Raw genomic sequence first — 26,249 nt, forward strand, 5'->3', positions numbered from 1 at the left:
CGGGAAGGGGAAGAGTTCTGAGAGTAATTAAACCTTACCTCTCCATTTTTTCTTTTCACCCTTCATTTTCTTTTCCTTAAGCCTTTTCTCTTTGGAGGCTTTGGTAGGTTTGGTTTTCTTCCGGGCCTTGGGTTTTCTGAAGGCCTTTGCGAGTATCCTGTCTAGTTTCTTGAAAGCAAGCTCCTTGTTCTTGATCTGAGAGCGGTTTCCGTCTGCGGTCACGATCAGCTCTCCATCTTTGGTAAGCTTGTTTTGGAGCTTTTTCAGTAAAGTTTCCTTTTCTCGATCCGTGAGGGTGGGGGCTGCCTTTATGTTGAGTCGTAATACCACTTTGGTTTCCACCTTGTTTACGTGCTGTCCACCCGGACCGCCACTTCTGGCTGTGGTGAGTTGTATGTCTGGTTTTATGCGTGCAAGTGGGATGTAGTGGCTCATGGGTTTGTCCCTTTCTGCGAAGGTAGTTTATTATCCAAAAGGTTTTAAAATGATTCATGAAATAGTCTCTGAAACGTATTCTTAGGGTTTCTGCCAGCAGTCAGGACAAATTACTATTTACACAACCGCGGAAGGGTAATAACTCAGTAGATGTGCCTTATAGTTATCCTATGATTCGGCATATACATAGTTTGGAAGAGTAACCGTAAAATGACTGCCTTCTCCAGGTGTGCTGTAAAAACCTATGTATCCCTTGAGTGATTCTACGTACTGTTTCACAATATTGAGCCCCATGCCGGTTCCCTGAATGCTATCGGTATTGCTTGCCCGGAAGTATTGATGAAACAGCTTCACCTGGTCCTCCTCCGGAATACCTATTCCCTGATCGATGACATCCAGTTGGATTCTATCAACGTCTAACTCCACTATCAACTCTATGGTGTCGTCAGAATATTTGATGGCATTGGAAAGCAGATTGATCAGGATGCTTTTGACGATCTTCTGGTCCTGCTTTACTTCGCCTTTTCCTATGTAATCAATATTGATCTTCTGACCTTCTTTGCATAGCTCTCGGAGATTGGCTACCTCTTTTTCAACCATGACTTTCAGGCTAAAGACCTGTGGGTCAAAAAAGATGTTATCCGGATTGATCTTATCTATGGATAAATATTCATCCAGCAATTCAAACATATCGTTGATGGATGTATTGAGGTTGGCCAGATGTTTTTTGAGTGTTTCCCGATCAGCTTTTTTATCCAGGTCTTGCAGAGCATTGACTGTTACTTTTATGGCTACCAGCGGGGTTTTGAACTCATGAGAAACCAGAGAAATGAACTTTGAACTTATCTCATTTATTCGTTTTTCTTTATCCAATATATGCAGCAACTCGTTCGTTCGTTCGTTTACCATTTCGTCGAGCAAATTGTTCATTCTTTTGAGTTCGATTTCCATTTTCTTACGATCAGTGATGTCCAGCGACATGATCAATACTCCTGCGGGAATGGGCTGCATTCTCAATTCGAAGTATCGGATTTCCCCATCCGGGTACGTGAATTTGTTTTCCATTGTGTGAGCCTGCTTGCTTTCCATACAGTCTTTCAAATGCGAAAACATTTCCGTTTTTTCTATACCGGGATATTGTTCCATCATGGTATGACCGAGGAGTTTTTCACGAGTGGTTTTACCATGATCCAGGACAGCCTGGTTAACATAAACGTATCGGAAATCGGGACTAATAATCTGTATGCCTTCAAGCATGCAGTCGAAAGCATTGTAATCATTGGCTTCCATAACGGTTGAAGTTTAGTTATGATCAAGGCGGACCAGTAAGTTACTGAATTATTTCTTCTTCTACGTTATTCGTTATAGACTGTAAAACTGAAAGTGTGGGATTAAAGGTGACTTCTCAATTCTATAGGATTTTTAGGCAAACGACGCTTGGGTAAGTTGGAAAGACACTGACCGAACTTTATCCTGGAGGCTGGATGGCTTGCCTAAGCTTTTCTGCTTTCTTTATATGTGATTTGTAGATGACCATTTTCATTAATAAAATAAATGTTCCTATTCCAGTTGCGATTGCGCCACCCCTTGCCAGGTCATATGCTAATTCAGCATTATTAATCAGAACGGGGACTGCACTTATTAATGCACCAGCACCTCCAATCATAAAGACAGTTGGTATTATATGAAATTTAGAGTATAACTTTTTTGATTTTAAGAGGAGTGAATTAATTTCTTCGTTATCCCATGAGTACTCCGTGACAGAAAAACCTTTTTGTTTAAGAATCCAAAGGTCTTCGGCAGAAAAGGAGAGTGGGTTGTCTTTTGCTAAATATTCCAGGCTATCCCAGGGGTATTTTCTGGGTTTTTTATTTTCTTGAGCAGATACAGAGTTTGATGTTACTAGAAATGCAAAAATGAGAACGAGTAGCAGGAGTGTAGAGCAAAATGTTTTCATTTTCAATCTTATTGGTCTGATGAAGTTAGCTTTTTTTAAAGAAAATAGTACAAACAAGAATCATTAAAAAGTCAAGAACTGTCTGACAGTTAAAATAATTTTGTTGACAAATTCCCTACAACTCAGCCCCCAAAATCTACGACTCTGCAAGTCTTTTTTCAGTAATAGAGTCCCGGCATTCAAATTTGATCATAGTTATAAATCAAAACACTTGAATGCCATGAAATGAGCATGATGCTCAACCCAAACATTGAGAATCCCAGCCAAGTATGATCAAAGTTGGGCAGCAAACCGCTTATTTTGGAGACTTTAAACATATGAAAAAAACTATTTTTAATTCATCAACAAAGCTTTTAACAAGCGTGTTTGCGCTCATAATTTTGGGTAATCACTTTTTGTATGCTCAAAAGGATGTAAATCAGTACCTTCAAAAATTACCAGCTGACCTGGAACTGATCGAAAACGGCCCACAGAAATACCTGGTCACTACAGACTATTTCAATGGGGACATTTACGGAAACTTTGCCAATAAGACCCGGGTAACAGGGGAGTATCGAAGGGGATTTAAGGACGGGACTGTGAAATGGAACAATGTGAAAATAGCTAACGGAACTACCCGTGACGGAGCTTTCGATGCCCTTTCCATGATAGACTACATGGAAAACTTCACTTATACACCTTCAGAAAAGATGGTGGATGCATCTTCTTTTGCTAATTTCCCACCTAATAGCTTTCATGCAAAAAACCTCGTGTGGGACATGCTGGGCATAGAGATGTTTGCCTGGCAGTATTTTGATTCACTGAAGCTCAACCAACTCTTCCGGGCAAAAGAGAGCAATGGGACTGTTCAGCTTGCCGGCCAGGGGACTTTTGAAAACAGGGACATCCAGCTTAAGTGGATCGGCATCTCAAAGGTAAACGCTGAGCTATGTGCTTTGATCGAATACCGAACCATGGATAATCCGTTGGTTATAGCAACGGAACAGCTAAATATCAAAGGAAGGAGTCACTACTGGGGAACTGTCTGGGTATCGCTGGAGGATAAGCAGATCGAATACGCAGAACTGTACGAGGATGTGATTATGGACACTAAAATAGGGGATCAGCCCAGTAACCTGGTGGATGCCACACGTAAAATCGTTTTTGAAAAAGTTAACTAGGGAGTTATGCGGACCCGAGGATTAATAGATCTTTATTTGCCTGCCGGAGCGGCTTATCATGTCAAGATCGTGCTGGGTAGTGTGTTCATCATCATGTTTTTCAATACGATGTGGCGTGGCACTCCCTTTTCTGGTGAGTTCTGGTATATGTTGGGTTTGACTTTCATACAGCTTGAGATCTTCATGGCGATTGCCACGAGAATGTTTCCCCAAGTGGAACGGGGTAAGAAATATAAGCGTAAAATACTGCTTCGGCTTGCAGGCTTTTATTTACTGGTACTGGTCATTGCTGTTGCTTTTCTGTTTTTAGTTATTTCTGTGAGTATATTGACCGGAGGTGGAAGCTTTTCAGACGTTCTGGACCATTTCGTGTCCTTTGAATTGAGAAATTTTCTGATTTCGCTGGCGGTAGGTATTGGTATTGGGTCTTTAGCATTTTTTTATTTTGAGTGGGCGAAATCTCTAAAAAGGGAGCAGAAGCTAAATGAAGAAAAGCTTATTTTTCAATACGAGACGCTGAAAAATCAGGTGAATCCTCATTTTTTATTTAACAGCCTGAACACACTGTCGTCACTGGTATCGAAAGATCCGGAGCTTTCCGAGCAATTCATCAGCAGGTTTTCATCAATATATCGTTATATTTTGGAGAAGAAGGATCAGGAAATGGTATCCCTGGTTGAAGAATTAGACTTTGTGAAAAATTACTTCTTCCTGCAAAGGATACGGGATAATGGGAAAATTGACCTTCAAATTGACGTGGATGCTCAGGAACATTATAAGGTTTTACCGATCTCACTGCAGCTATTGATCGAAAATGCGCTGAAACATAATGCGGCTACAATGGAATCTCCACTAAAAATCCTCGTTTATCCGAAAGGTAATGATGTACTTGTGGTGGAAAATAACCTACAGCCGAAAATGCAGATGGAATCATCATCTAAGATCGGGCTCAAAAACCTAAAGGAGCGGGTCTGGCTGGTCATGCACAAGGAGCTTGAGATCATCAGGACAGAAGATACATTCTGTGTTCATTTACCCATAATGAAGACAGCCTCATGAAAGTCCTGATTATCGAAGATGAACGCCTTGCTGTAGAAAAACTCGAGCACATGCTCCTGAGTATTGATCCTGATGTGGAAGTAACGGGCAGGTTGCAGTCGGTCCTGGAGTCTATCAACTGGCTGAGTGAAAATCCGGTACCGGACCTGATTTTCATGGACATTCAGCTGGATGATGGTATATGCTTTGAAGTATTTGAAGCCGTAAAGGTCACGACTCCAGTGATCTTCACCACGGCTTATGACAGCTATGCGATCCGGGCGTTTGAAGTCAACAGTGTTGACTACCTGCTTAAACCTATAGAGAAAGATGCGCTTGCCAGGGCGCTTGACAAGTACAGGAGTCTGTTTGAACATGGGGGAACTGACAGTGTCAAGCTGTCCCGGTTGTTTGAAAAAGTGGTTAAAACCTATAAAACCCGCTTTTTTGTGAAGATCGGGAATCACTTTCACTCCATTCCGGTCAGTCATATCGACTGTTTTTTTATCCGGGAGCGGGCGACTTTTCTGAGCACCAACGGGAAGCATTACGATCTTGATTATTCCCTGGATCAGGTTCAGAAGCTGGTTGATCCTGAAAGTTTTTTCAGGATCAACCGCAATTTCCTGGTCAGCATAGATTCCATCCGGGACATATACCGTTATTCATCCAGCAGACTGGGAGTAAGAATCGGTGAATTTGACAATCAGGACCTGATCGTGAGCCGCGAAAAGGTACCTGATTTTAAACAGTGGCTGGATCGTTAGGAATATGTTTCATAAGCTTTCAAAGAGCTGTTTCACCTTACTTTTCATTTTTCCCTGTCTGATCTGCCCAGCTGCCGGGCTCGTTTTCGCCGTTGAGGAAAGGCCGGGCCGTGTTTGCCAGCTTTGGTGAAGGAAGATGTCATAGTGGGTAAGGTTTGGCAGGATGGCCAGTCGGTTTTGAGACATATGCTCACGCATCCATCCGGCATCTTTTCCTTTTTTAATGTTTTTGTTTTATACAAAGGTGCTTCACATTTAGACTATTTTGAGGGTGCGAAAACGCCTATAAGAGGGTGCATTGTGACAACTTTGAAGTGGGCCGGAGCCTATTTCAAAAGCCTAAAGGCAGGTTTCTAATACTCTTAGAGTTAACGGTCTGCAGGTTAGTTGATTTTTATGTCGAACTCACGTTAGCTTAGTAGCATTCCGGTTTCGGTGGGAGCAGTTAATACATCCATTTTGCGTCGTTTTCTTTCACATCTTTAACACGGTAAGCGGCGATCTGGCGAATGAGCGCTTTTGGGAGGGGCTTGTTATAAGGTAGTTGGATGGTATCCTTACCGGTTGTATTCGGACAGCTCCTCTTTGAAGGGCTTCATGGCCGGTCCGGTGGGCATAAAGTTGAGGTGTGACTTATAGGCCGTGTAGGCGAAAAGGATTCGGTCTTGTTCGAATACCGGTGATCCCCATTTCAAAGTTTCCGTGGCATTGGGTACGACCTCTTTCAGGATAGTGCGAAGCTCATGTAGCTTTTCCTGTGCAGCAGCCGGGGGCTGCTTTGATGTATTCGTCTACGGTCTTTGGTTTTACGGCCATTTGTAATCCTTTTTATTTTAACTCCCCGGATGTATATCTGGTTTTCTTTTCCAACAATCCACCGGCTATTTCTTAGGTTTTAACACATCGTTGTAAGCCGTTTCGAGCGCATCAGTGATTAATTCTTTCGGAATGTTCTTCAGTTCGAAGGTGGTCCAGCCCTGCTGGCCCCATTTGTTAGGCACAGGGTAGACGGCCTCTCCAAAATCAGAAAATACCGACTGCTCAACCAGCGGGAGTTTCAGGTTAGCTGACCCGGAGGGCTCGTGGATGGTAGCAAATATCCGCTTTTTGATGACCTTAAAAGCCCGTCTGTTAAAGTGAGGGTTCTCTTCTGTCCCCTCAAAGGATAATGCCAAAGCTCTGAATTCTTCGTTTGTGACCATAGGTTTTGATTAATCGGTTTTGATTTTCCAGGGATCGTAGGTTCTGTCTAACTTCATAGAAAAAAGCAGGTCGTTACTTTAAAATTGCATAGAAAGATCGGCAAGTGCAATGGGCTGTTGCTTCGACTTTTGGTTGAAAACAGGCTAAGAGACTCGATAGCAAGAGTAGTTTCGTCTAATCCATGACTAAAAAAGGACTTTTTTGTCGGGATAAATAGGAAATTTTTGTAGGTTGGGGATGGAAAAAGGGCTTTTCCTGATAGTAGCTATCCGTATTATTAAACGGATTAACCTAATCCTGACAAAAAATCCCATTTAGGTTTTTTTTCGTCATTAAGCAATATGATTTTTTATATTGTTTAAATGAAAAATCTATTGCTTAACTCGGGATAAATACGGCTAGAAGCAAGGTTGTAAAATTAATTGCTTGTTTTTCAGTAAGTTAGATTCAAGGAAAGCTATAAGGCAAATAAGTGCAATGGCACTTATTTTTATTGTTATATTCAATATCTCATTTAAAATTGGTTCAACCTATTAGATCATGAAGACAATATTTTCAATAATACTTTTGGCTGGTAATTTTTTACTGGTTGCTCAAGACAATTCTGTTGCTGCTTTTTGCTATGGAAGTCAGAACGGCACATGGGTTCAGTTGGATGAACTCCTTGCTGGTAATAGTTACTTAGGTAATTCTGAGAGAATAGAGTTAGAACTTTCTGGAGGAGGATATGGTTCGTTTGGACAGGTTACCTATTTAATTGATTCAAGAAACGGTCTAGAAGTTTATGCCTACCAAAATAACGGTCAGGTGGGTGGTCATGAATTGGTTATTTATGATAATGGTGCAGCTTCTAATTCCACAGATAAATATATCATTGGTGTTAGAATTCCAAGTGGATCATGGCGAAGCATTTGTATTAGATCACGTGAACTTGTTCATAAAAAGTGGCTTGACATATCATCTGCTACTGAACCCTCACTAACAGAAGTAACTCCAACGGTAAATTGGCTTTACAGGTCTGAATCAAATGGAAATTTTATTGTGGACAATAATGTTGGGATTGGCACCGCTGACCCTCAATCGAAACTTGCTGTTGATGGTCAAATCCGTGCGACCGAAGTAAAAGTACTAGCAGATATTAGCGTGCCAGATTATGTTTTTGAATCAGATTATGAACTTCGAACTCTTCAGGAAACAAAAGAATACATAAATGAAAACAAACATCTACCTGAGATTCCGTCGGCTGCTGAAATTGGCGAGAATGGAATCGATCTTGGAGATATGAACATGCGGCTTTTGAAGAAGATTGAGGAACTGACACTCTATCAGATTGAACTGCTGGAACGACTAGAGAAGCTCGAGAACGAGAACGCCAGAATCGATGAACTTGAAAAGAAAATTGAGCTACTCAACAAAAACTAAAAGAATATAACAGACACTAAAAATGAATATGCGAACTGAGCTATTTGCTAGAAAAATGCAAGCATGTAATCTCAGTGCTTCGAGCAACTGGGGCGCATACTCATTTTAGTTGGTCGTTATAATTTATTGCAATGCTATATGCGATCATCATATTAACTTTATTTTTATCAGTTTTAGCCGTCTGGAAAGTGCCAATCTGGGTACTAAAAGCAAATGAAAGTCATCTAAAGCTTGAAGATTTTTTAAATCTCGTTAATGAATATAGGAAGACGATCGCCCAAATTATTGGTGGGGTATATGTTCTCATAGGGTTGGGGTTTACATGGAATCAAATCACATCTACTAAAAGCTCACTAATTCTATCGGAACGAAGGTTCATTCGTGAATCATATGCAGACGCTATCCAAAAACTTGGAAGTGATGACCCTCAGATAAGATTAGGAAGTATATACGTTTTAAGTGATATAGTTCAAGAGTCGGAATCTTATTCTGTAGCAGTAATTCAACTACTTTCAGCGCATTTACGATTATACACAAAAGGAAGTAAGGAGATCAGAAAGGAAGAAATACAGGCCTGTATAAATGCTATAGCCAAAAACCCGTTTCTGAAGGAAGAATATTTAAAAAATATCAAACTTCAAGAACTGACGCTTCGTGGATTGGATTTCAGTAAATCAACCTTCATGAATTCACTGCTCTTCAACGCTGATTTCAGTCATTCAAATTTCTCCAATGCAAAACTTAATCAGGTACAACTTTATGGAACGAATTGCCAGCGATGCAATATGAATTCATCAGATTTATCTGGAGCAAACTTGAATTATGCGAACCTTTCGGGTTCAGTCCTTACGGATGCGAACCTTAGAAATATAAATGGACATCTCATCCTTTTGAAAGAAGCCAATTTGACTGGTGCTGACCTTTCATATTCTAACTTAACAGAGGCGAATCTTGTTGGTGTAAACCTCACAAATGTAACGCTGGATAGCACCAACCTCTCTGGTGCAGATTTAACTTCAGTTATTGGCTTGGAAAAAGATCAGTTAAATAAATCCATCACAGATTCAAAAACCAAACTGCCGTTTTAGAATGAAATTAACAAGACGTAAATTCACAAAGGTACTAGGAGCTATCACCATAAGTATTCCTTACATAGGTTATGGACAAATGAATCCAGTTATAGAAGAACCTAGTAACATATTTTTCGATGAGAGCGGTACTCTACCCGGTGACGGTATTTTTGTTATTGGTTCTGTGAAATGTGTAGATCAAAACAAATGTTTGTCAGTAATAAATTTGTTACGCCAAAAACATGACTATCGATGTGAATTAAAGTATAGAAGTCGTGATAAGTATAAACTTTCCTATGCACTGGATTTAATTGATTTTTTTTTTAACGAACCTTCCCTATCGTTCCATTCAAGATTGATCTTAGGAAACCTTAGTGCTGAAAGAGATGACTATTTTGAATACCTTAACCATATCTATAAATCAAATTATCAAAAACTCCATGATGATTTGATGGTTAGTAAGTCAGACATTTTGAATGTCGAACGGAGAAACATCGAGGAAACTGAAATGCCCTTTTTTCAAACCTCCGCTTCCATTAATTGGATTAAACAAAAAGAAAATGACATTCTCCAATTAACTGATTTACTGACAGGGAGTATTTATGGGCAGGCAGCCTCAGTTAAAAACTCCATAAAAACTGAGATACTGAAAAAGTTGAACGGAAGTTTAGGTACTTCTAGTTTACTAGATATTTCAGATGAGGGAAAATTTTCAATAACGCAGATCAAGATTTGAGAAAAAAGTCGTCAGCTTAAAGGCCCTACAACAGCAAAACCAACTGACGACCATCATAAAGATAAGAAGAATTATAACAAATGATAAGCTCAATAAGCAAACTGAGCCGTCAATAATTTTCGGTGGGAATAGTAAATTTAGAATCAAATTGAGAGGATATGCTCACTGAGCTTATCTGATCGTTGGTGTGCCACGAAGTGGTACAAATCCAATGGGCCTATGAATTAATGGGGTTTTATCAGTCAAAATACTTTGGTGGTACTCCAACTGGCGTGAAAGTTACTTCCGTGCCAGAAATAAGACTGGTGAACATTTTAATACAAAGCAGAAAAAAGGCCGGTTTCCCGGCCTGTACTGTTTTTCATTATTTTTCGGCTAAATTTTCTTCTGTGGCGGCTTCTTCAAAGTCAGCATCCAGGGCTTCCTCATCGGTATCCCCGGCAGGCGCTCCACCTCCGGATTTTCGGCGCTCTACCACCTCATAGTAAGACTCCAGCAGGGTGTTTATCTCTGCGGCCAGCTCCCGGAAAGGCGCCGGATCTTCGGCCAGCACCAGGTGTGCATTCAGGTGCTTCACCAGCTCTCTGAACGACTCCTCTGCCTTGTCCCGCAGGCTCGTCAGCGACTCATCCGGCATGCTGGCATACTCACTGTTGCGCTCCAGGTATGTGGCATCAAACTCCTGGTTGGAGGTTTTCATGGCCATGTAATAGTCCGTGAGATACAGCTCGTCCATAATGGTTATCAGCTCACTGTCCCCATCGATGAGTTTCCGGTGAGCGGAAAACGTGCTGCGCTCTGCATGGAAAAGATAGATACGAACGCGTTACAAACGCGCTCGAACGGGGGAGCCCATAATACCAATGACATCTGAGACAACATAACTCAGGCTAGGGAAGGGGCTCTACTTTAGAGAAGCAAATATAGATTTGATACTATCAGTACTGGCATTGTCCTATCGGCTGAATAGAGAGTAGTTAAATCTAGATGTTGCTATGTGGTTGATCAAGCAGGAAGTGATTTTGTAGTAGGGATATCTCGTCAATAACCTTATGATCTACAAAGGGTAGATTTCTGTGAATGTCAAGCAAAGAACTCTATCGGTAAGCAAACGTTGCCCGGCCGTGTGAGGGAAAACTTCATGCACGGTTTGATGTAGGGGGCGCTGCCAGTTCTGTTTTGTTATATTTATAGCAAAAAGTGGAGCTGGCAGGCTCTACTCTACTAGCACATTAAAAAACATGAAAACTGAATTATTAGAGATATCACCTGTATTACCAAGTCAAGATATCGACAGAGATGTTGAATGGTACGAAAAATACGTAGGCTTTAAACTTTTGCATAAGGACAATATGTATGCAGTTTTGAGAAGAGAGAATCTTTGCGTCCATTTACAATGGCATGCTGATACAGAAGATGACCCACTTCTTGGAGGCTCAGTTATTAAAATATTTGTCAATAATATTAGACCAATTCTTGATGAATTTGTAGATAGAGGGACAGTTAAAAAGGAAAAACTAAGACTAAACACACCTTGGAATACCAATGAATTTGGATTCTACGATTTGAATAATAATGCAATTTTTATAGTTGAAGACGTATAAATATGAGTAAGAGACGAACAACAATCTTTTTGCTCAGAAAAACCAACTTGAGAAATTAGACTTTTCTCAGCAATCGCTCGGCTCCAGCCGAGTGATCTGTATTCATACAGCCTTTGACTGTTTACCGTAAGCTGCAAGCTCACAACATAATGTGGTCACTCGGCCTGGCTGCACAAAACCGGGCAACTGCTATAAAACCCTTAATCTTTTGCCCTATTTTCAGCTGAAACGAGGTATTAATCCCTAATTTAGGGTAGCCTCCAAATTATTCATTCAGCACAAACCAAAGGTATGAAGTCAGTCAATTTATTCATGGTCGTATTCATAACAGGTATTTTGTCAGCTTGTAAAGCTCCCAAAGAGCAGGAGCAAGTGATCCAAAGGATTGCCTTTGGGTCTTGTGCTTCACAGAATAATCCCCAACCCATTTGGGATGTTGTTGTCAGCAAGGCGCCGGACCTGTTCCTTTTTATCGGGGATAATATTTATGCGGATACGGAGGATATGTCGGTTATGAAACAGAAGTATGCTAAACTGGCCGCTAAACCCGGGTATCAAAAGCTTATAGACACCTGTAAGGTTTTGTCGATATGGGATGATCATGATTACGGGGTGAATGACGGAGGAGCGTCTTATCCTAAAAAGGAAGAATCCGAAGCTATATTTCTCGATTTTTTTAATGTTGATAAAAATGATCCAAGAAGAACCCGACCCGGCATTTATGGCGCTCAAATATTTGGTGAGACGGGCAGGAAAGTCCAGGTGATATTACTTGATACACGCTATTTTAAGGATGAGCAGCTACCCAATACAGCCAGTAACGAAATTAAGCAGCAGCAGAATATTGTAGGGTGGTATCTACCTACTGATGATACCACAACCACTATTCTGGGAGAGGCCCAGTGGAAATGGCTGGAGGAACAGCTTGGAAAAGAGGCGGATCTGCGCATTATCGCATCCAGTATACAGGTAGTACCCTATGAAAAAGGAATGGAGTCCTGGGGTAATTTCCCCCATGAAAGGAAAAGGTTGTTTCGCCTGATTGATAAAACCAATGCCAGTGGTGTCCTGTTTGTCAGCGGTGATGTCCACTTTTCTGAGATATCCAAAACAAATGAAGGCCCTTATCCGCTGTACGACTTCACTTCCAGTGGTATCACAAACTATGTAGAGTCATGGTCAAAAGCCGTGAATTCATATCGTATAGGAGAGGCCTATGCCCGCCCAAATTTTGGTTTTATTGATATAAACTGGGGTGTAGCTGATCCCATAGTTAAAATGCAGACCATAGCTGCAGATGGTAGTGTGAGGATAGAGGAGGAGGTAAAATTGAGTGAGCTTGCTGAGAATTAAGCAAGTAAAATTTATCAGGTTTCTTCAGCAATCGCTCGGCTCCAGCCGAGTGATCTATATTCATACAGCCTTTGGCTGTTTACCGTAAGCTGCAAGCCACTACATAGCGGTCACTCGGCCTGGCTGTACAAAACCGAGAAACTGCTAAAATTCGTAGAGAAACTCTACGAATAGCGTGTTAAGCGACTCCTTTCATCTCAATATTAATAACCCTAGAGCCAGCTTGCATCAAATTTTCCTTATCCTTTGGGTGATCCGGTGATGACCATCAAACAGCTCAACAAGGTAGATCCCTTTCGGAATGTCCATGAGTGAGACTTTGATCGAAGTGCTGCCCGTCGGGAGATGCTTTGTGAAAAGTATCTTTCCCTGAAGGCTGACGACCCTCAGCGTAGGCTCATGCAAATGGTCGGGCATTTCCACCGTAATGTAGGCTGAGCCTGGATTTGGAAAGACTTTGATGCCCAGCTCCGGCTCGGCAGCCAAAACAGTTTTGCTCCTTAGATCTGCCTCGGCAACATTACTGGGAGCTGAAGGGCCCGCATTGTTATAGGACCTCACACGAAACTGGTAAGTAGAGTCAAGAGGAAGATCATATAGCGTGTAATAGGGATTCTTTGGGCCAATCGAAGCAATTTGCTCAAACGCTCCATCTATCAACTGCTCAATCATATAGCCCAGTTCGTATTCTGCTTTATCACGCCACCAGAGATGCACATCACCCTCATCAATAATCGTAGCAGTAAACTCTGCCGGTGTTTCCGGAGCTTCGGTATAGTAAAGCACATCGATCTCTGCAGCACTGGTATAGGCCATTCCGTCTACCTCAGACAAAGCGACTACCTTCACATACCGGCCCATTGCTGGCTGTTCAAGCAACACTTCTTTCCATACGGAGCCTGAACCAAACTGGCCTGTAGTCACAATGTCGCCCCAGTTCTCCGGGTCGCTGGAAATATAGATTTCATATTCTGCGATTGAACCAGCGGAGTTACCATCCTGCCTGGGCAGATAGCGAAAACCGGAAATCATCGCTTCCTGCCCCAGATCAATGGCAATGTGGTGTGGGTGGGAGGGCTGAGCCTCATCCCACTGGGTATGCCAGTAAGTGTCTTTTTTATCATCAATAGCATATTTCGCCGGAGTATATGCCCCTTCTACCTCTTCGCTGCTGAATGACACTACAGACCAGCCAGACTTACTTAGCTGACCTTCCGCAGGCACTGATGCGATGGCGATGTTAGACTGATAAGAAACGGAATCATTTTTAAAGGCTTTTACCCTGTAATAATATGTCTTGTCATACGCCGCGCTGGTATCGGTATAGCTGGTTCTGTCGGACAGGATGGTGCCTATCTGAGCAAAATCCCCATCGGAGGCTGCTCTTTCGATGTAAAAACCATCCTCATTAGTAGACTCATCTGCCCAGCTTAGTGCTACATGATTTGCTATGGATACTACCTTTGCACTGAGGCTATCCGGTGCCTTCAGGATACTGAAGCTATTGTTGAGGGTAAGTTCTATAATTCCACTTCCATAGGTGCTGAACCTGACGCAGTTCTTTCTTTCAATAAACTCCACATCTGTAAAATCAACACTTGGTACCGGGTCGTCACTCATTTGGCTCCAGCTATCGTCTTCCACGGAATACACCCAGGCACCCCCATACCCACACGCCGCAAATATGAACCTCTCATCCGGTGAAAGGGCAAAGTCACGCATGCGGTAAATGTTTAAACCATTATTCTTGAGCACAAAATTCTCGCCTCCATTCTCTGAGATCAGAAATGAGTTGCCAACACCAGCATAGTATACTTTGTTGGTGTCCAGCCTGGATGCTTTGATGACAATCTGATTTTTGGCGAAGTTGTATGCCTGATCATTGGCCCTGGGTTTTTGGCCGGTGTAGGATGATTTGGTCCAGGTCTGGCCTCCGTCTTTTGAATACACAAAATCACCATTATTGAGCGCAGCGTACCACAGGTCCCTGTTCAGCTCAGAATACCCAAACCCACCGAGCTCGTCCCCAAACTGCGTTTTGAAATCAAAAGGATGTGCGGTTTTAGCAATGGTGTTGTTAGATGCATTGTAGCTAAACTTTTGCAGATTACTGCCATAGGCGGCATAGATCGCATCCTCTGAGGGATCAGGAGAGGCGATGATGGGAGCCGCCCACCAGTTGCCCAGTCCGTCATATACTGCAGTTGCGGTTTTACCGGTAGGGAAATTATACCTGTGCCGAATGCGGCCATAGTAAAACCAGGTCCATACAGACGTCTCATGATTGGCAAAGCTTACCCTGAGGACATCTGTGCCGTCTATATCTTTAGTACTAACCTTGGTGCCGGAATCATAATAAGCAGTACTCCCCCGATCCTGGTTGGCCATGTAAATAGAGTTGAAGTTTTGGCTGGAGGCAGCATCGTAGTGCATGGCATACCAGGCGCCATTGTTACACCACTTGTAGGAGTCTTTATCTTCGGGTGTCTCTGATATGTAGCAGCCAAAATCAAGCCCGGCCAGCGTGATATGCCCGCCCCCGGCCTTTTCAAAAGTGCGCATGTGCTGCAAGTCCCATCCCAGTTTATGTCCATAGCCGGTCCAGCTAGCTCCATAATTTGTTGATATCTTCATATCCTCAAAGCCACTGATAAGTATGTTGGGCTTATTGGGGCAAATTACCTCGAAGGGCTTGTCCCTGCCAGCATTCTTTTGTGTCCAGGTGGCTCCTTCATCAGAGGAGTAGTAAACCGTATACGTGGAGTTGATGGTCGATAGGTAAAAGTGATAGGTTCCGTTGTGGTAGGTGGCAGCCACACTTGAGAGGTTGGTGCCCTCCAGTGTGGAGGCAGATTCAGTAGTCAGCTCAAAATCATCAATGGCCGGATTGTACTTATAGGAGTCGATGGTCTTTGCTGATTTGCTCCATACCCACATAAAAGCCTCGTTTTTATTGAACGTTTTTGCTATCCTCATATCGGAGGTCGAGATCGGAATACTGTGGGAAGATTCTGTGTAGGTAGCGCCATGGTCATCAGAGAAGTAGAGATGGTGGTTTCCGGCATGGTAGGTATGCAAAACGATACGTTTCTCCCCATTGTCCGAAATGACAAATGCCTGGTTGGAAGGGCTCTGCGTGACACTGGCCCCCGTACTTGCATTCCAGGTGATACCCTCATCGTCAGAGTATTCCATGCGGTTGAGTTCGTCATTGCTACGAAGCAGCCTGAAGGTAGCATCGGGTAGCAAAACACCCAGAAATACCGGATTTGGAGAAGAGTTACTGGGAGGATTTAATACTATTTTGTGGTTTAGCAGTGTCCATTTCACTTCGTCCTGGTATTCTAGCTTATACAGGTGTCCGGCATAGGATACTACATAAAAGACGTCTCTCAGGGAGTCGTAGGCAGAGTTGTCTACCCGGTAGCCAAACCACCCGCTTTGCGACAGCTTCGGCGACCAGGTTCCGGTTAACCTCCCATTTGCATAAGTGCTCTCACTCAAGGTCCGGGCCGAGGATTGTCCGGACTGCTCCTGTCTGTTCTTTAGGTATAGGTATGCTAAAAAATGTTCTTTTTCTTCGCCGGACAATACAGGCTGATCAGGACGTCCTTTGTTTTCGCGCTTGTCTTCCTTTTCCACTTTGAGGTCAGTAGTTTCAGTCCTGTTGACTGATTTGAAAATGCCGGCAATGATCAAAACAGCCAGCATCAATGTACTCAATAGTAAAAATCCTTTTCTCATAAAAACCCTCTAAATGTGACTCACAATCAATAAAACAAAAACAAGAGAACTTACTTACTCTGTCTATTAAATAAGGGGGTTGACACTGAAATGATACTTGAATCCGGCCCTTTTTGGTTATTCTTTTTCTCCGGGGTTTTTCAATGTTGTGATGAATGTCACTATCAGTTGTGCGCCTGTCCATCATCACCCACAGAAAAACAGTTTCCTTCCGGCGATAGGCTGAATATCAAAAACTGAAGCTAAATATTCATACGATACCATTGTAGGCTTTTGAAGGCTCCAGAGACAAGTGAATGATTGTGGAGTCTTTAGGGCTCCGGGAAACTGAAATTCGTAGAGAAACTCTACGAATAGCGTGGCCTGCGGACCATTTCATTGATCCAGATTGCGACGAGGATAGCCAGCAGCTGAGCATCAATGTTTCCGGTATTCCACAGCTCCACGGCCAGTTCATGGTTGGTCTTTATTCCTTTTGCGACCGTTCGTATGTCACCCAGTTTGACACCATATTGATTGTCGCCAGCACCATTTTTGCGGTTATGAGCAAGCATTTTTTAATTGCTGAGCGATTTGAGCCTGGTTAGAGTTTCTTTAAGAGTCATGGCTTTGTAGGTTTTTCCTTTTTCACTTTTCCAGGCATAGACTGGTTTCATACGCCTGGTTTTTTGTGTAAACCTATGATTTACCGATATGATCGGGTTCATACTTTGGTACCAAAATGAGGGTGGAGGATAAAAAATAGTACCAAAGTATGACCGGCTGCCATGGGGAAAGGAGCATGTGGCAGTAATGTTAACGTTTGTGATAACTGTCCTGGAATCCTACATCTCCACCATCTGCTTCCTATTTTTTACACCCGGTTTCCCATGGCCTCAATAACAGCGTTCAGGCTTTTCCGCGCTCAGTCAATTCATACTCCACGGTCATTCAGCAGGGATGAATTCAAATACCAGGGAAGGGTAGGTGTTAGTTTTAGAAATAAAGCTTCGGGGCACATCTACCGTTACTTCAACTCCATTTACACGCCATTCCACCGCCTGATTTGTGCTTATCAGTTTGATCGTGGATTTGTCCTTAGGTACATTGCCCTTCCAGGTGATCCTGGAAGGTATTTTTTCACCCTCCGTTAAATTGATCAGGGCGTAAAGTTTTCCGTCCTCGCCTGCAGTGAAGTAGATGTTGTCGTCCTGGTAGTGCTCCGTGGTCCGGGTGTTATAAATAGCTTTACCGTTTGCCTCCATCCATTTTCCGTTCTCTTCCAATATCTCAATATCTGCCTGACGAAGTGTGCCATCCGGTTTGGGACCAATACCCAAAAGCAGATTGCCTCCTTTGGCAACCGTTTCCACTAAAAGATGAATGACTTCAGTCGCGGATTTTAATTCGTCATTTGGAACATACCCCCAGTTATTACCCAGGGGGACACAGCTTTCCCAGGGGTGGGCAAGCTGCTTTTCAATAATAGATCGTTCAGGTGTCTGGTAGTTTTCAAACTTTCCATGCACGGTCCGGTCTACGATCAGCATCCCCGGTTGATGCTTTCTAGCTTTTTCTGCAATAGCTGGAATATCGATACTCATATCGTAATCGGGTATCGGAGCTCCCCAGCTTCTTACTTCGTCGTTCACCGTTTCCCTGGGCCGTACCCATCCGCCATCCAGCCAAAGAATATCGATTGGTCCGTATTCTGTGGCCAATTCATGGATCTGAGCTGCCGCAAACTGCTTAAACCTGCTCCATCGTTCCGGGAATTTACGCGTGTCGTAATTCACATTTCTGTTTGGGGTGGCGTACTTGTCCCACCAGAAGTACTGAGAATGCCAGTCGGGCTTGGAGTAGTAAGCGCCGACCATCATGCCTTCTTTTCGGAATGCCTCGAATACATATTTGGCAACATTGGCTCTTGGGTCGGAGGCAAAAGGCCCGTTGGTTATCTTATAATCGGTTTGCCGGGTATCAAACATATTGAAACCGTCATGGTACTTGGTTGTGAAAACCATGTATTTCATGCCAGCATCTTTAGCCGCTTTAGCCCACTGTTCGGGGTTAAAGTTCACCGGGTTAAATTGTCCATTGAGTCCCCAATACCATTGCTTGTATTCATGATAGGTCATGCTGTCCGGTCGATTGAGCCAGGGCTCTGAACACAGCTCCCATGATTCAATAGTGCCGGGGACGGCATAGAGTCCCCAGTGGATAATCATTCCAAATTTCAGGTCCTGCCAGGTATCCAGTTTTTCCAGCACCATTGGATCTTCCGGCCATTGATAGGCGGAGGACCTTTTGTGAAGATTACCTTCTTGTGCAAAGAGGAAAAAAACAGTGCCAGGTATAGAAAGCACTAAGATAGCCAGGCGTTTTTTCATGTGTTCAAAGTTTCGAAATTAGCGGTTTGCTGCAACTCTTTGATTATACCTGGTTGGTATGGCCGCTTCGGCGGTCCGATCAATATCTAAGTTGAGCATCATGCTCATTTCATAAATATCTAATCTTATGGGATGGAAGTTATATAAAGCATTGATTATAGGATGGCCGGTTCGGGTGATCTTTAAGGTTGATTTTCCAGAATTTTTTTAGTTCTTGCAGCAAAATCAGAACGATCCCTACAGCTAATTTCTATCATTGATCAATCTAATAGGATTGCCAACAAATGACTACATCTCCACTATCTGCTTCCTGTACTTAACACCCCAGCTGCCCATGGCCTCAATAACAGCGTTAAGGCTTTTTCCGTGTTCAGTCAATTCATACTCCACGGTCAAAGGCATGGTATTGTAGACCGTGCGTGTCACGAGGTGGTTCATTTCCAGATCCTTTAGCTCCTGCGACAGCATCTTGGGGGCAATACCCTCCAGTTCCCTTCGCAACTCCATAAACCGCATCTTGCCGCGGTAATACAGCGCGCCAATGATCCCTGTTTTCCATTTGCCACTTAACAGGTCCTGGGTATCCCTTATTCCCTGGATCAACACCTTACAATGGCCCGATAATTCTTCTGTTTGCTTTTTCTCCATCGTCTTTGTGCGTTTTGGTACGCATTGAAATTTAGTAATCAATGTTACAATTTAACAGCCTGCAAAGATAAAAGAATTGGCCGTAGTTACCAATTAGTAACTGGTTACCAAAAGGTAACAAGTGTATCCTGGAAACCATCTGTCCCGTACTTTTGTCAAGTGGTTTTTCCGGAAAATCCGAAAAGGTTAAAAGGACGATTGACTTTGAAAAGGTATAATATCATACAAACCGGTAAAAAGGTAACACTAGCACTGTTATGGGTGGGGTACAGCTTAATGGCTTCCTCCCAAAACAGTCAAAACCAAAACGCTGATAATATGGCAGTAGCACAAGAAAAAATGGAAGTAGAGATATGGTCAGATATTGCCTGTCCGTTCTGCTATATCGGCAAGCGCAATTTTGAAACGGCCTTGTCGCAATTCCCTCATAAAGACAAAGTAGAAGTAGTCTGGCGAAGCTTCCAGTTGATGCCTGATGCTCGATATAAGCCAGGTATGGACAATGACGAGGCATTGGCCGAACACCTTCGCACCACGGTGGATCAGGCAAAAATGATGAACGAGCGGGTTACCGCCATGGCGAAAAATTCAGGGCTTACTTATAACATGGATGTACGGGTCTGGGCCAATACGTTTGATGCCCACCGCCTGATCCAGTACTCCAAAACAGTCGGGTTAGCTGATCAGCTGGAAGAAAGGCTCTTTCAGGCTCATTTCACCAATGGCGAAAACGTGGAGGACCATGCTACACTCATAAAGATAGCTGTAGAAGTAGGCCTGGAGGAGAAAACTGTCAGCGAAGTATTCGCAAGCGACCAATATGCCACGGAAGTAAGGGCTGATATCCGGGAGGCGCAAAATCTCGGGCTTAGGGGAGTGCCTTCCTATGTGATCGGAAGGAAGGCTTCATTTAGTGGTGCCATGCCGGTAGCTGATTTCGCCAGCATGTTACAAACCACTTTTGAGAATTGGAAAAAGGAACATCTGCCGGAGTGACCTTGAAGCGTCTGTAGCGGAGCGAAAGACCTGCAAGCGTCAAAATGGAGCGTCATTCTTTAAACGCTACAAGGACCTTGAGGACGCTTGAAGGTTCGCTAACCGCTAAACACATTAAAATAGATTTTGAACCATAAAAACAGAAACAAATGATTTTAGTAACAGGAGCCTCCGGGCATTTAGGAAGGTTGGTAATTGAAAACCTATTGAAGAAAGCACCTGCCGATCAAATAGCAGGTTTGGTACGTGACCAAAGTAAAGCGGCCGATCTGAAAGCCAAAGGCGTGGACATCCGTGTAGGGGATTATCACGATCCGGCTTCATTGGAAGCTGCTTTTCAGGGTGTTGACAAATTGTTGTTGGTTTCGTCATCCGACTTTAATGACCGGTTGGGACAGCATAAAAATGTCGTTGATGCAGCTAAGAAAGCAGGAGTGAAACATATATTCTATACCGGTGTAACGATGAAAGATATTAACGCTTCAGCTTTAAAGCCTTTGCTGGAAGATCATTTCCGGACCGAAGATTACATCAGGGAAACAGGACTCACCTACACGTTCCTTCAAAACACCTTGTATTACGACGTAATCCCGATGTTTTTAGGGGAAAAGGTATTGGAAACCGGTGTTTACTTCCCTGCCGGAGAAGGTAAGGTAGCCTTTGCCACCCGGTCAGATCTGGCTGAAGCCACGGCCACTCTTTTAAGCGGGGAGGGACATGAGAATAAGACCTATAACCTCACAGGTCCCGAATCGGTATCGTTTGCTGACATTGCCCGCGAACTCTCTGCGATTACCGGTAAAGAGATACCTTATACCAGTCCCGATCCGAAAGAATTTGAAGCCACACTGAGGCAATTTGGTTTGCCGGAAGGTATAGTGCAGATGTCTGTATTATTTGCTGCAGGGATGAAAAACAATGATTTTGATCTGCCGGGCAATACCCTGGAGCAGATACTTGACAGGAAGCCACAGTCGCTTTCCGACTTTCTGAAGGAAGTGTATAAACAGGAATAAGAATGAAGTATCCTTTGCTGACTTGCAGGGAAGACCAATCCGATCTCTGAATAAATAATCTGACGAGCCCCGAAAGGGGCTTTTTTTATAGAAAACATCTGAAAATTAGTATTGCCAGGGAAATTAGATAACATGGTTTACTAAAAAAGTAAACTCTCCTTTTTTCTCCCAGAGAAAAAGTAAACTGGCCCAAGCCTCCTTTGAAGATCAGGTGGGAGAGCGATCGGCCTACACTATTTATTAAATATAAACAGTTCCGTTTTGTATAAATAAGAATATTCATATAACTTACCATTACACCTAACCATTTACATATGAAATCAATACACCTGCTTGCGACGACAACTCTCGTTTTTGCCATCGCTTGTGAAAGCAACACACCTACGGAACCAAAAAACAAAACCAGGAAGGACCTTGTCTTGGAAGTCAACGAACTTTTTTATGCGGATCCTCCCCCGGTCAGGTCTTACCCTTCTACCATGGAAGAGATCAATGGGTGGATCAACGACCTGGACAATGAGAAGATCCGTGCCCATGCCTGGGATATGTGGGAATCCATCACCACTCCTACAGATGTGGGACTACCGGTATGGGAAACCTGGTATTCGGGATACGAGCTTTTTGAGGATACCATTACCGATCGGTCCATAAGCCGGGACTTTGAATTCCCCACTCAGTTCGTTCATACTTCAGTTTTGACGGACATCCCCGAAAATCCCTTTGAGCGTCCAACTTCATTTAACAGGTTCACTAAAAGCGTGGCAGATGTCATCCGGGAGAAAGGATTTAATAAAAAAGCAGTATTGGATAGTATCAATAATTCATTTAATAGCACTGGAACAACAGTCGTAAACAGACAAATTCAAACCTCAATTGATACGGTAGATCAATTGTCCATTGTCTTAAAGCCTGTTTTTCAATTCATCAGTAAAGATTCAATTGTTGCAATCCCTTACTGGGCCGGGGTATCGCCTCAGTCAACCAGTGATCTTACGAACCCTGAGCCACACACATGGAAGCAGTTTGTGGTGATTGATCCGAGTGGAAAATTACCTGTTGGTTCAAACTACTCAATCAAAGGACAGGAATGGCCGGTTGTGTCCATTGATGATTTTTACGCCATACAGCTGACCGCTGAGGATTCGATCAATTTCAGTGAATTTGCCGCAAAATCGGGTGACGATGTGGGTAAGAAGAATCAAACAGGCGAAGAAGACATCCTTATCATGGTCCGGCCCGGCAACTATGCATTGTTAGTAGCCATGCACGTGACTGGAAAAGAGATACCAAACTGGACCTGGCAGACGTTCTGGTGGTCGCCGGATAACCAAAACCCGGTCTTCGGAGCTGACAGACCTTCGACCATCAATTCTCCCTGGTCCAACTACAATATGAGAACTGCTTACTACATGGTGGCCCCTCCGGGAACTGAGCAAGGTGGTGAACCATTGATCAGCTACAATCCGTACCTGGAAACCAACCTAAGTGGTAAAAACACCAACTGTACTTGGAGATTCAGTACAGTGGTATGGAGTCTTTACCAATTGTATGAGTTGTCACCGGATGGCCGCATATCCACGGAGTTTTTATACTCCAAATGGATTTATCGACCCGGCTGATTCATTTCGTTTTTCCAATAATACAAAGACGGATTTTTTATGGTCCATCCCTACACGAGCTAATTAATAACTACACCTAACTACTATGTTGAATATTAAACTCGCTATCGTAAGTATCCTGTTTATGATACTACTAAGCACATGTACTCAAAATGTTGGAAGTGAAACACTTTCTGAAGCAGAAGATTTGCAATTTTCGATTGATTTTAGCCCAACTCCCCCTTATGACGTGCCACCCAATGCAGATAGCATTGACCTGATCAAATTTGCGTGGGAGGAGTTCATCGCATTGAATTGGAAATCCTCTTATAATACTACGGGACTGAGAGATAATCCGGATACAAGCTGGAACTGGAGTTCATCCAGTGCTCCATACTCCGATCTTTTGGTCTGGGAAACCTATGCTCACAGATCCGAGCTACGGCCGTATTCTGACAGCATGGAGGTATTTGACAATCCGCCACATTACAGCTTCGGGGCAAAGCTGGTTCCCGAAACGCTTCCCGGTGGACAACCAGCCAGCTTCACCCTGTTTCACAACCTGGACGAAAACAATGAGATAGGCTCATGCGACCTGTATGCTCGCACCAACCAGTATGATCAGGAACTCATGGTGCTGTACCAGGCAAAAGTGAACCGTGATGAATACGAATACATTTACAATAATTACAACGCGAAAGAGAAACTCCTGGCAGCTACCACCAACACCTTCAACAATATCAAGGCTTACAATACTTATTATGAAGGTGCATCAGGTTCATGCGACTGCCCTCCCTCAGAAGGTGTGCTTTGTCTGCCCTGTGGAAACAACAACACTCAAACGGTGGGCTCCATTGAAGTAAAGACCGCCTGGAGGTTACTGGTTCCTGAGGATACAGCTTCTCTTTATTTTACGAGGGATGCAATCTTTTATGACAGGGACGATTCCGGTGTGATTACCTATTCCAACAAGGAATTTGCCCTCATCGGGATACATATCATCCACAAGACACAAAACAACCAGGAGTTTGTCTTTGCTACGTGGGAGCATAAGAACGTGACGAAGAGCAACATGGGCTACCGGCTGCTCTCGGGAGGCAGGGAGACCGGTCCCCTCTATTCCAACTATAACCGATACAGGGAGATTCCAGCCATTGTGAAACAATCTACACAGGAAGTACATACACAAATAAGCGAACAAAATCCCAACTCCATCTGGCTCAATTATCAGCTGGTGGGAGTTCAGGGACAGCCGACGAACGATTCTACATCTTTTAGTTTCTTCCTGGCCAACTACGTGATTGAGTCTGACACGACGCTGAATGACTTTCACGGAAGCGGAATTGGCACCCCCCACAATCACAAAAACAACACGCTGAGCAGTAGCAAGAAGATGCGCTTCAGTATGGGTGGATGTCAGGGGTGTCACGGCGTGGCACAGACGACCCTGGGCGGGGACTTCTCCTTCCTGATGGACACAGTTGGAAAACCGATCGTGAAGCCGGACCTCCTGGAGGAACTTCCTCCCGGCCAGCCAGGAAAAATAGAGCGGTTCATTCGCGCCACTTCCAATTAGCACTTTTCATTAATCAGGCTTTTAATAAGGTTGTCCAAAAGGGCAGCCTTTTTTTAACTATTTTTCTTTGTTTTGCTTGATTTAGGCTGATTAAGAACGCTACCTCCAGTTCTCTGTTTTCAGTTCCTGTATCCTTGTAAATTCCTTTTCATTTGATGTCACTAATATCAAATCATTGGCTAATGCGGTGGCGGCAATTAGAAAATCATAAGGACCAATGGGTGTTCCCAGAACTCTCAGGTGATTTCTGATTTCTGCAGCTTTTGAAGCTTCTTTTGATTCAAAATTCAGCATATTGATTTCCGATAGCATAGCTTCAAATATGCTTTTGGATTTACTCTTCAATTTTGAAGCCTGTTCCATACCATACCTCAACTCAAATTCTGTAATTGTCGATATAGCTACCTGATCAGGAGATTTGGACTTCATTGCTTGAATAGTATTTGCGTCTCCTTTAATAAGATCAATGATGACACAAGTGTCTAACAAGTAGATCATGCTAAAAGAGATCTTCCTTAGGTGGTTTCAAATCCATTCTAAGATCTTCAATGTCAGGAAAGTCAGGGTCTGGTTCCAGTTGGTTGATCCAATCTCCCCATTTTTTGTTAGACTCAGTCTTCAACAGCAATTCAACAGCTTTTCGAATGGCACCATTAGTAGTCATTCCTTTTTTCTTAACATAAGAATCGAAACGACTCTTAAGCGTATCTGGTAAGTAAACGGATATATTCATACCGAATATGTTATATTATAATATATTACGAATATAAGAAAGTTTAGTTCTTCTTATCATCTTCTGCAATTTCAATCCCAAAACTAAGAACCCACAATTATCCACTTCGAAATATTGTAGACTGAGGCTCAAAATGTTTGTGATGGAAACCCTTTTCAAGAATTGAATGAGCGCCTGGACCGGATCGATGTGCTCCTGATCAGTGTAAGAGATCACAAGGGTTGTTTGTGGGGTTACTTCCCGATACAATAAGTGAAAATTGGCTTTAATAATGATTTAAAGCTGTTTTTGCTTTTTTGAGGTACAAATGAGGATCAAAACAAGCAAAAATTATGAGAAAACAATTGTATCTGCCTTTATTGGCAATCCTATGGATGACTTCCTGCTCAGAGAAGGAAGAGACACCTAATTATCAGGCTGAAAGTCTGGGAAATTACTCGTATACTGCTATGTTCACTCTTGTGGAGGATCAGAACATGACCGAAACTGAGAATGGAACACTGAAAGTAGAGGAAACCGGATCCAGGATCAGAATAATTCTCGATGCTGGGACAAACGATGAAACCGTAATTACCAGTTCTCTCTTAAAGCCAGCTGGTAATGGGTATGCATTTAATATATCCAACTTAAAACAAACTGATGATGGAGGTGATCAGTTAACAGTCAGTGGGATAAAGACTTTTGAGCTTGATGGCGTCAGGTATGACGGATTTTATGATTCAGGTCGAAAACAGCTGGAAATAAATTTTTTTGTTGATTATGACAATAACGAGTATGATGCATATAATTACACCGCAGAATTGCTCGCAACAAAAAAATAAGAT

At 43.0% G+C, this 26,249-nt stretch carries 24 protein-coding genes and 1 pseudogene; 13 read left to right on the top strand and 12 right to left on the bottom strand.

Annotation, left to right across the window (positions count from 1 at the left end):
• Nucleotides 1-27: 27 nt before the first annotated feature.
• From arfB to AC3E9V_RS10600, 3 genes are all read right to left on the bottom strand, one after another.
• Entirely contained in the window at nt 28-435 is a 408-nt protein-coding gene (gene arfB / locus AC3E9V_RS10590; RefSeq protein WP_488753163.1) for an alternative ribosome rescue aminoacyl-tRNA hydrolase ArfB, read from the bottom strand.
• A 168-nt stretch (nt 436-603) separates the two neighbouring features.
• The gene (locus AC3E9V_RS10595) at nt 604-1,725 is read right to left on the bottom strand and encodes a PAS domain-containing sensor histidine kinase (RefSeq protein ID WP_488753164.1); all 1,122 of its coding nucleotides are present in this window, start codon (nt 1,723-1,725) and stop codon (nt 604-606) included.
• A 178-nt stretch (nt 1,726-1,903) separates the two neighbouring features.
• A complete protein-coding gene (locus AC3E9V_RS10600) occupies nt 1,904-2,392 on the bottom strand; it encodes a hypothetical protein (RefSeq protein WP_488753165.1) in 489 nt (162 codons plus the stop codon).
• A 317-nt stretch (nt 2,393-2,709) separates the two neighbouring features.
• On the opposite strand from AC3E9V_RS10600, the gene AC3E9V_RS10605 reads away from it, so the two are divergent.
• The 3 genes from AC3E9V_RS10605 to AC3E9V_RS10615 are packed head-to-tail and all read left to right on the top strand — an operon-like array spanning nt 2,710 to nt 5,357.
• Complete coding sequence (locus tag AC3E9V_RS10605; protein ID WP_488753166.1) at nt 2,710-3,552, top strand: hypothetical protein; 843 nt, start codon at nt 2,710-2,712, stop codon at nt 3,550-3,552.
• Nucleotides 3,553-3,558: 6 nt separating this feature from the next.
• The gene (locus AC3E9V_RS10610; protein ID WP_488753167.1) at nt 3,559-4,611 is read left to right on the top strand and encodes a sensor histidine kinase; all 1,053 of its coding nucleotides are present in this window, start codon (nt 3,559-3,561) and stop codon (nt 4,609-4,611) included.
• Complete coding sequence (locus tag AC3E9V_RS10615; protein WP_488753168.1) at nt 4,608-5,357, top strand: LytR/AlgR family response regulator transcription factor; 750 nt, start codon at nt 4,608-4,610, stop codon at nt 5,355-5,357. The genes AC3E9V_RS10610 and AC3E9V_RS10615 overlap by 4 nt, the downstream gene beginning before the upstream one ends.
• 557 nt (nt 5,358-5,914) lie before the next feature.
• Here the strand turns inward: AC3E9V_RS10615 and AC3E9V_RS10620 are convergent.
• Both AC3E9V_RS10620 and AC3E9V_RS10625 read right to left on the bottom strand, forming a co-directional pair.
• Nucleotides 5,915-6,103, bottom strand: a pseudogene (locus tag AC3E9V_RS10620) (DUF1801 domain-containing protein); the annotation flags it as partial.
• Nucleotides 6,104-6,238: 135 nt separating this feature from the next.
• Nucleotides 6,239-6,559: an MmcQ/YjbR family DNA-binding protein gene (locus AC3E9V_RS10625; RefSeq protein WP_488753169.1), complete on the bottom strand. Its 321-nt coding sequence runs from the start codon at nt 6,557-6,559 to the stop codon at nt 6,239-6,241.
• A gap of 541 nt (nt 6,560-7,100) precedes the next feature.
• On the opposite strand from AC3E9V_RS10625, the gene AC3E9V_RS10630 reads away from it, so the two are divergent.
• The 3 genes from AC3E9V_RS10630 (at nt 7,101) to AC3E9V_RS10640 (ending at nt 9,788) form a co-directional block, all read left to right on the top strand.
• Nucleotides 7,101-7,982 carry a hypothetical protein gene (locus AC3E9V_RS10630; protein WP_488753170.1) on the top strand — a complete coding sequence of 294 codons (882 nt, stop codon included), beginning with the start codon at nt 7,101-7,103 and terminating at the stop codon, nt 7,980-7,982.
• 131 nt (nt 7,983-8,113) lie between these two features.
• Entirely contained in the window at nt 8,114-9,070 is a 957-nt protein-coding gene (locus AC3E9V_RS10635) for a pentapeptide repeat-containing protein (protein ID WP_488753171.1), read from the top strand.
• A gap of 1 nt (nt 9,071) precedes the next feature.
• Entirely contained in the window at nt 9,072-9,788 is a 717-nt protein-coding gene (locus AC3E9V_RS10640) for a DUF3800 domain-containing protein (RefSeq protein WP_488753172.1), read from the top strand.
• A gap of 364 nt (nt 9,789-10,152) precedes the next feature.
• On the opposite strand, the gene AC3E9V_RS10645 is transcribed toward AC3E9V_RS10640, so the two are convergent.
• Nucleotides 10,153-10,524 carry a DUF6261 family protein gene (locus AC3E9V_RS10645; protein WP_488753173.1) on the bottom strand — a complete coding sequence of 124 codons (372 nt, stop codon included), beginning with the start codon at nt 10,522-10,524 and terminating at the stop codon, nt 10,153-10,155.
• Between the two features lie 505 nt (nt 10,525-11,029).
• Here AC3E9V_RS10645 and AC3E9V_RS10650 point away from each other — a divergent pair.
• Together AC3E9V_RS10650 and AC3E9V_RS10655 are read left to right on the top strand one after the other, a co-directional pair.
• Nucleotides 11,030-11,392 (top strand): VOC family protein, encoded by a 363-nt coding sequence (locus AC3E9V_RS10650; protein WP_488753174.1) that lies wholly within the window; start codon nt 11,030-11,032, stop codon nt 11,390-11,392.
• Nucleotides 11,393-11,683: 291 nt separating this feature from the next.
• On the top strand, nt 11,684-12,745 hold the full coding sequence (locus AC3E9V_RS10655) for an alkaline phosphatase D family protein (protein ID WP_488753175.1): 1,062 nt from the start codon (nt 11,684-11,686) through the stop codon (nt 12,743-12,745).
• 228 nt (nt 12,746-12,973) lie between these two features.
• Here AC3E9V_RS10655 and AC3E9V_RS10660 read toward each other — a convergent pair whose 3' ends face one another.
• The 4 genes from AC3E9V_RS10660 to AC3E9V_RS10675 all read right to left on the bottom strand — a co-directional run bounded on the left by AC3E9V_RS10660 (nt 12,974) and on the right by AC3E9V_RS10675 (nt 19,506).
• The gene (locus AC3E9V_RS10660) at nt 12,974-16,489 is read right to left on the bottom strand and encodes a discoidin domain-containing protein (protein WP_488753176.1); all 3,516 of its coding nucleotides are present in this window, start codon (nt 16,487-16,489) and stop codon (nt 12,974-12,976) included.
• Between the two features lie 347 nt (nt 16,490-16,836).
• On the bottom strand, nt 16,837-17,043 hold the full coding sequence (locus AC3E9V_RS10665; protein ID WP_488753177.1) for a DNA alkylation repair protein: 207 nt from the start codon (nt 17,041-17,043) through the stop codon (nt 16,837-16,839).
• Nucleotides 17,044-17,415: 372 nt separating this feature from the next.
• Nucleotides 17,416-18,858, bottom strand: coding sequence for an alpha-L-fucosidase (locus AC3E9V_RS10670; protein ID WP_488753178.1), 1,443 nt, complete (start codon nt 18,856-18,858; stop codon nt 17,416-17,418).
• A gap of 288 nt (nt 18,859-19,146) precedes the next feature.
• The gene (locus AC3E9V_RS10675; RefSeq protein ID WP_488753179.1) at nt 19,147-19,506 is read right to left on the bottom strand and encodes a winged helix-turn-helix transcriptional regulator; all 360 of its coding nucleotides are present in this window, start codon (nt 19,504-19,506) and stop codon (nt 19,147-19,149) included.
• A 318-nt stretch (nt 19,507-19,824) separates the two neighbouring features.
• Here AC3E9V_RS10675 and AC3E9V_RS10680 point away from each other — a divergent pair, with 318 nt between their 5' ends.
• From AC3E9V_RS10680 to AC3E9V_RS10695, 4 genes are all read left to right on the top strand, one after another.
• Complete coding sequence (locus AC3E9V_RS10680; protein ID WP_488753180.1) at nt 19,825-20,502, top strand: DsbA family oxidoreductase; 678 nt, start codon at nt 19,825-19,827, stop codon at nt 20,500-20,502.
• 149 nt (nt 20,503-20,651) lie between these two features.
• On the top strand, nt 20,652-21,518 hold the full coding sequence (locus AC3E9V_RS10685; RefSeq protein WP_488753181.1) for an SDR family oxidoreductase: 867 nt from the start codon (nt 20,652-20,654) through the stop codon (nt 21,516-21,518).
• Between the two features lie 314 nt (nt 21,519-21,832).
• A complete protein-coding gene (locus AC3E9V_RS10690; RefSeq protein ID WP_488753182.1) occupies nt 21,833-23,137 on the top strand; it encodes a hypothetical protein in 1,305 nt (434 codons plus the stop codon).
• Between the two features lie 85 nt (nt 23,138-23,222).
• A complete protein-coding gene (locus AC3E9V_RS10695; protein ID WP_488753183.1) occupies nt 23,223-24,692 on the top strand; it encodes a hypothetical protein in 1,470 nt (489 codons plus the stop codon).
• Nucleotides 24,693-24,791: 99 nt separating this feature from the next.
• Here the strand turns inward: AC3E9V_RS10695 and AC3E9V_RS10700 are convergent, their stop codons facing one another.
• Nucleotides 24,792-25,190: a PIN domain-containing protein gene (locus AC3E9V_RS10700; RefSeq protein WP_488753184.1), complete on the bottom strand. Its 399-nt coding sequence runs from the start codon at nt 25,188-25,190 to the stop codon at nt 24,792-24,794.
• Nucleotide 25,191: 1 nt separating this feature from the next.
• Entirely contained in the window at nt 25,192-25,425 is a 234-nt protein-coding gene (locus AC3E9V_RS10705) for a ribbon-helix-helix domain-containing protein (RefSeq protein ID WP_488753185.1), read from the bottom strand.
• Nucleotides 25,426-25,757: 332 nt separating this feature from the next.
• On the opposite strand from AC3E9V_RS10705, the gene AC3E9V_RS10710 reads away from it, so the two are divergent.
• Nucleotides 25,758-26,246: a hypothetical protein gene (locus AC3E9V_RS10710; RefSeq protein WP_488753186.1), complete on the top strand. Its 489-nt coding sequence runs from the start codon at nt 25,758-25,760 to the stop codon at nt 26,244-26,246.
• Nucleotides 26,247-26,249: the final 3 nt, after the last annotated feature.

The sequence above is a fragment of the Marinoscillum sp. HNIBRBA16962 genome (assembly GCF_057801515.1).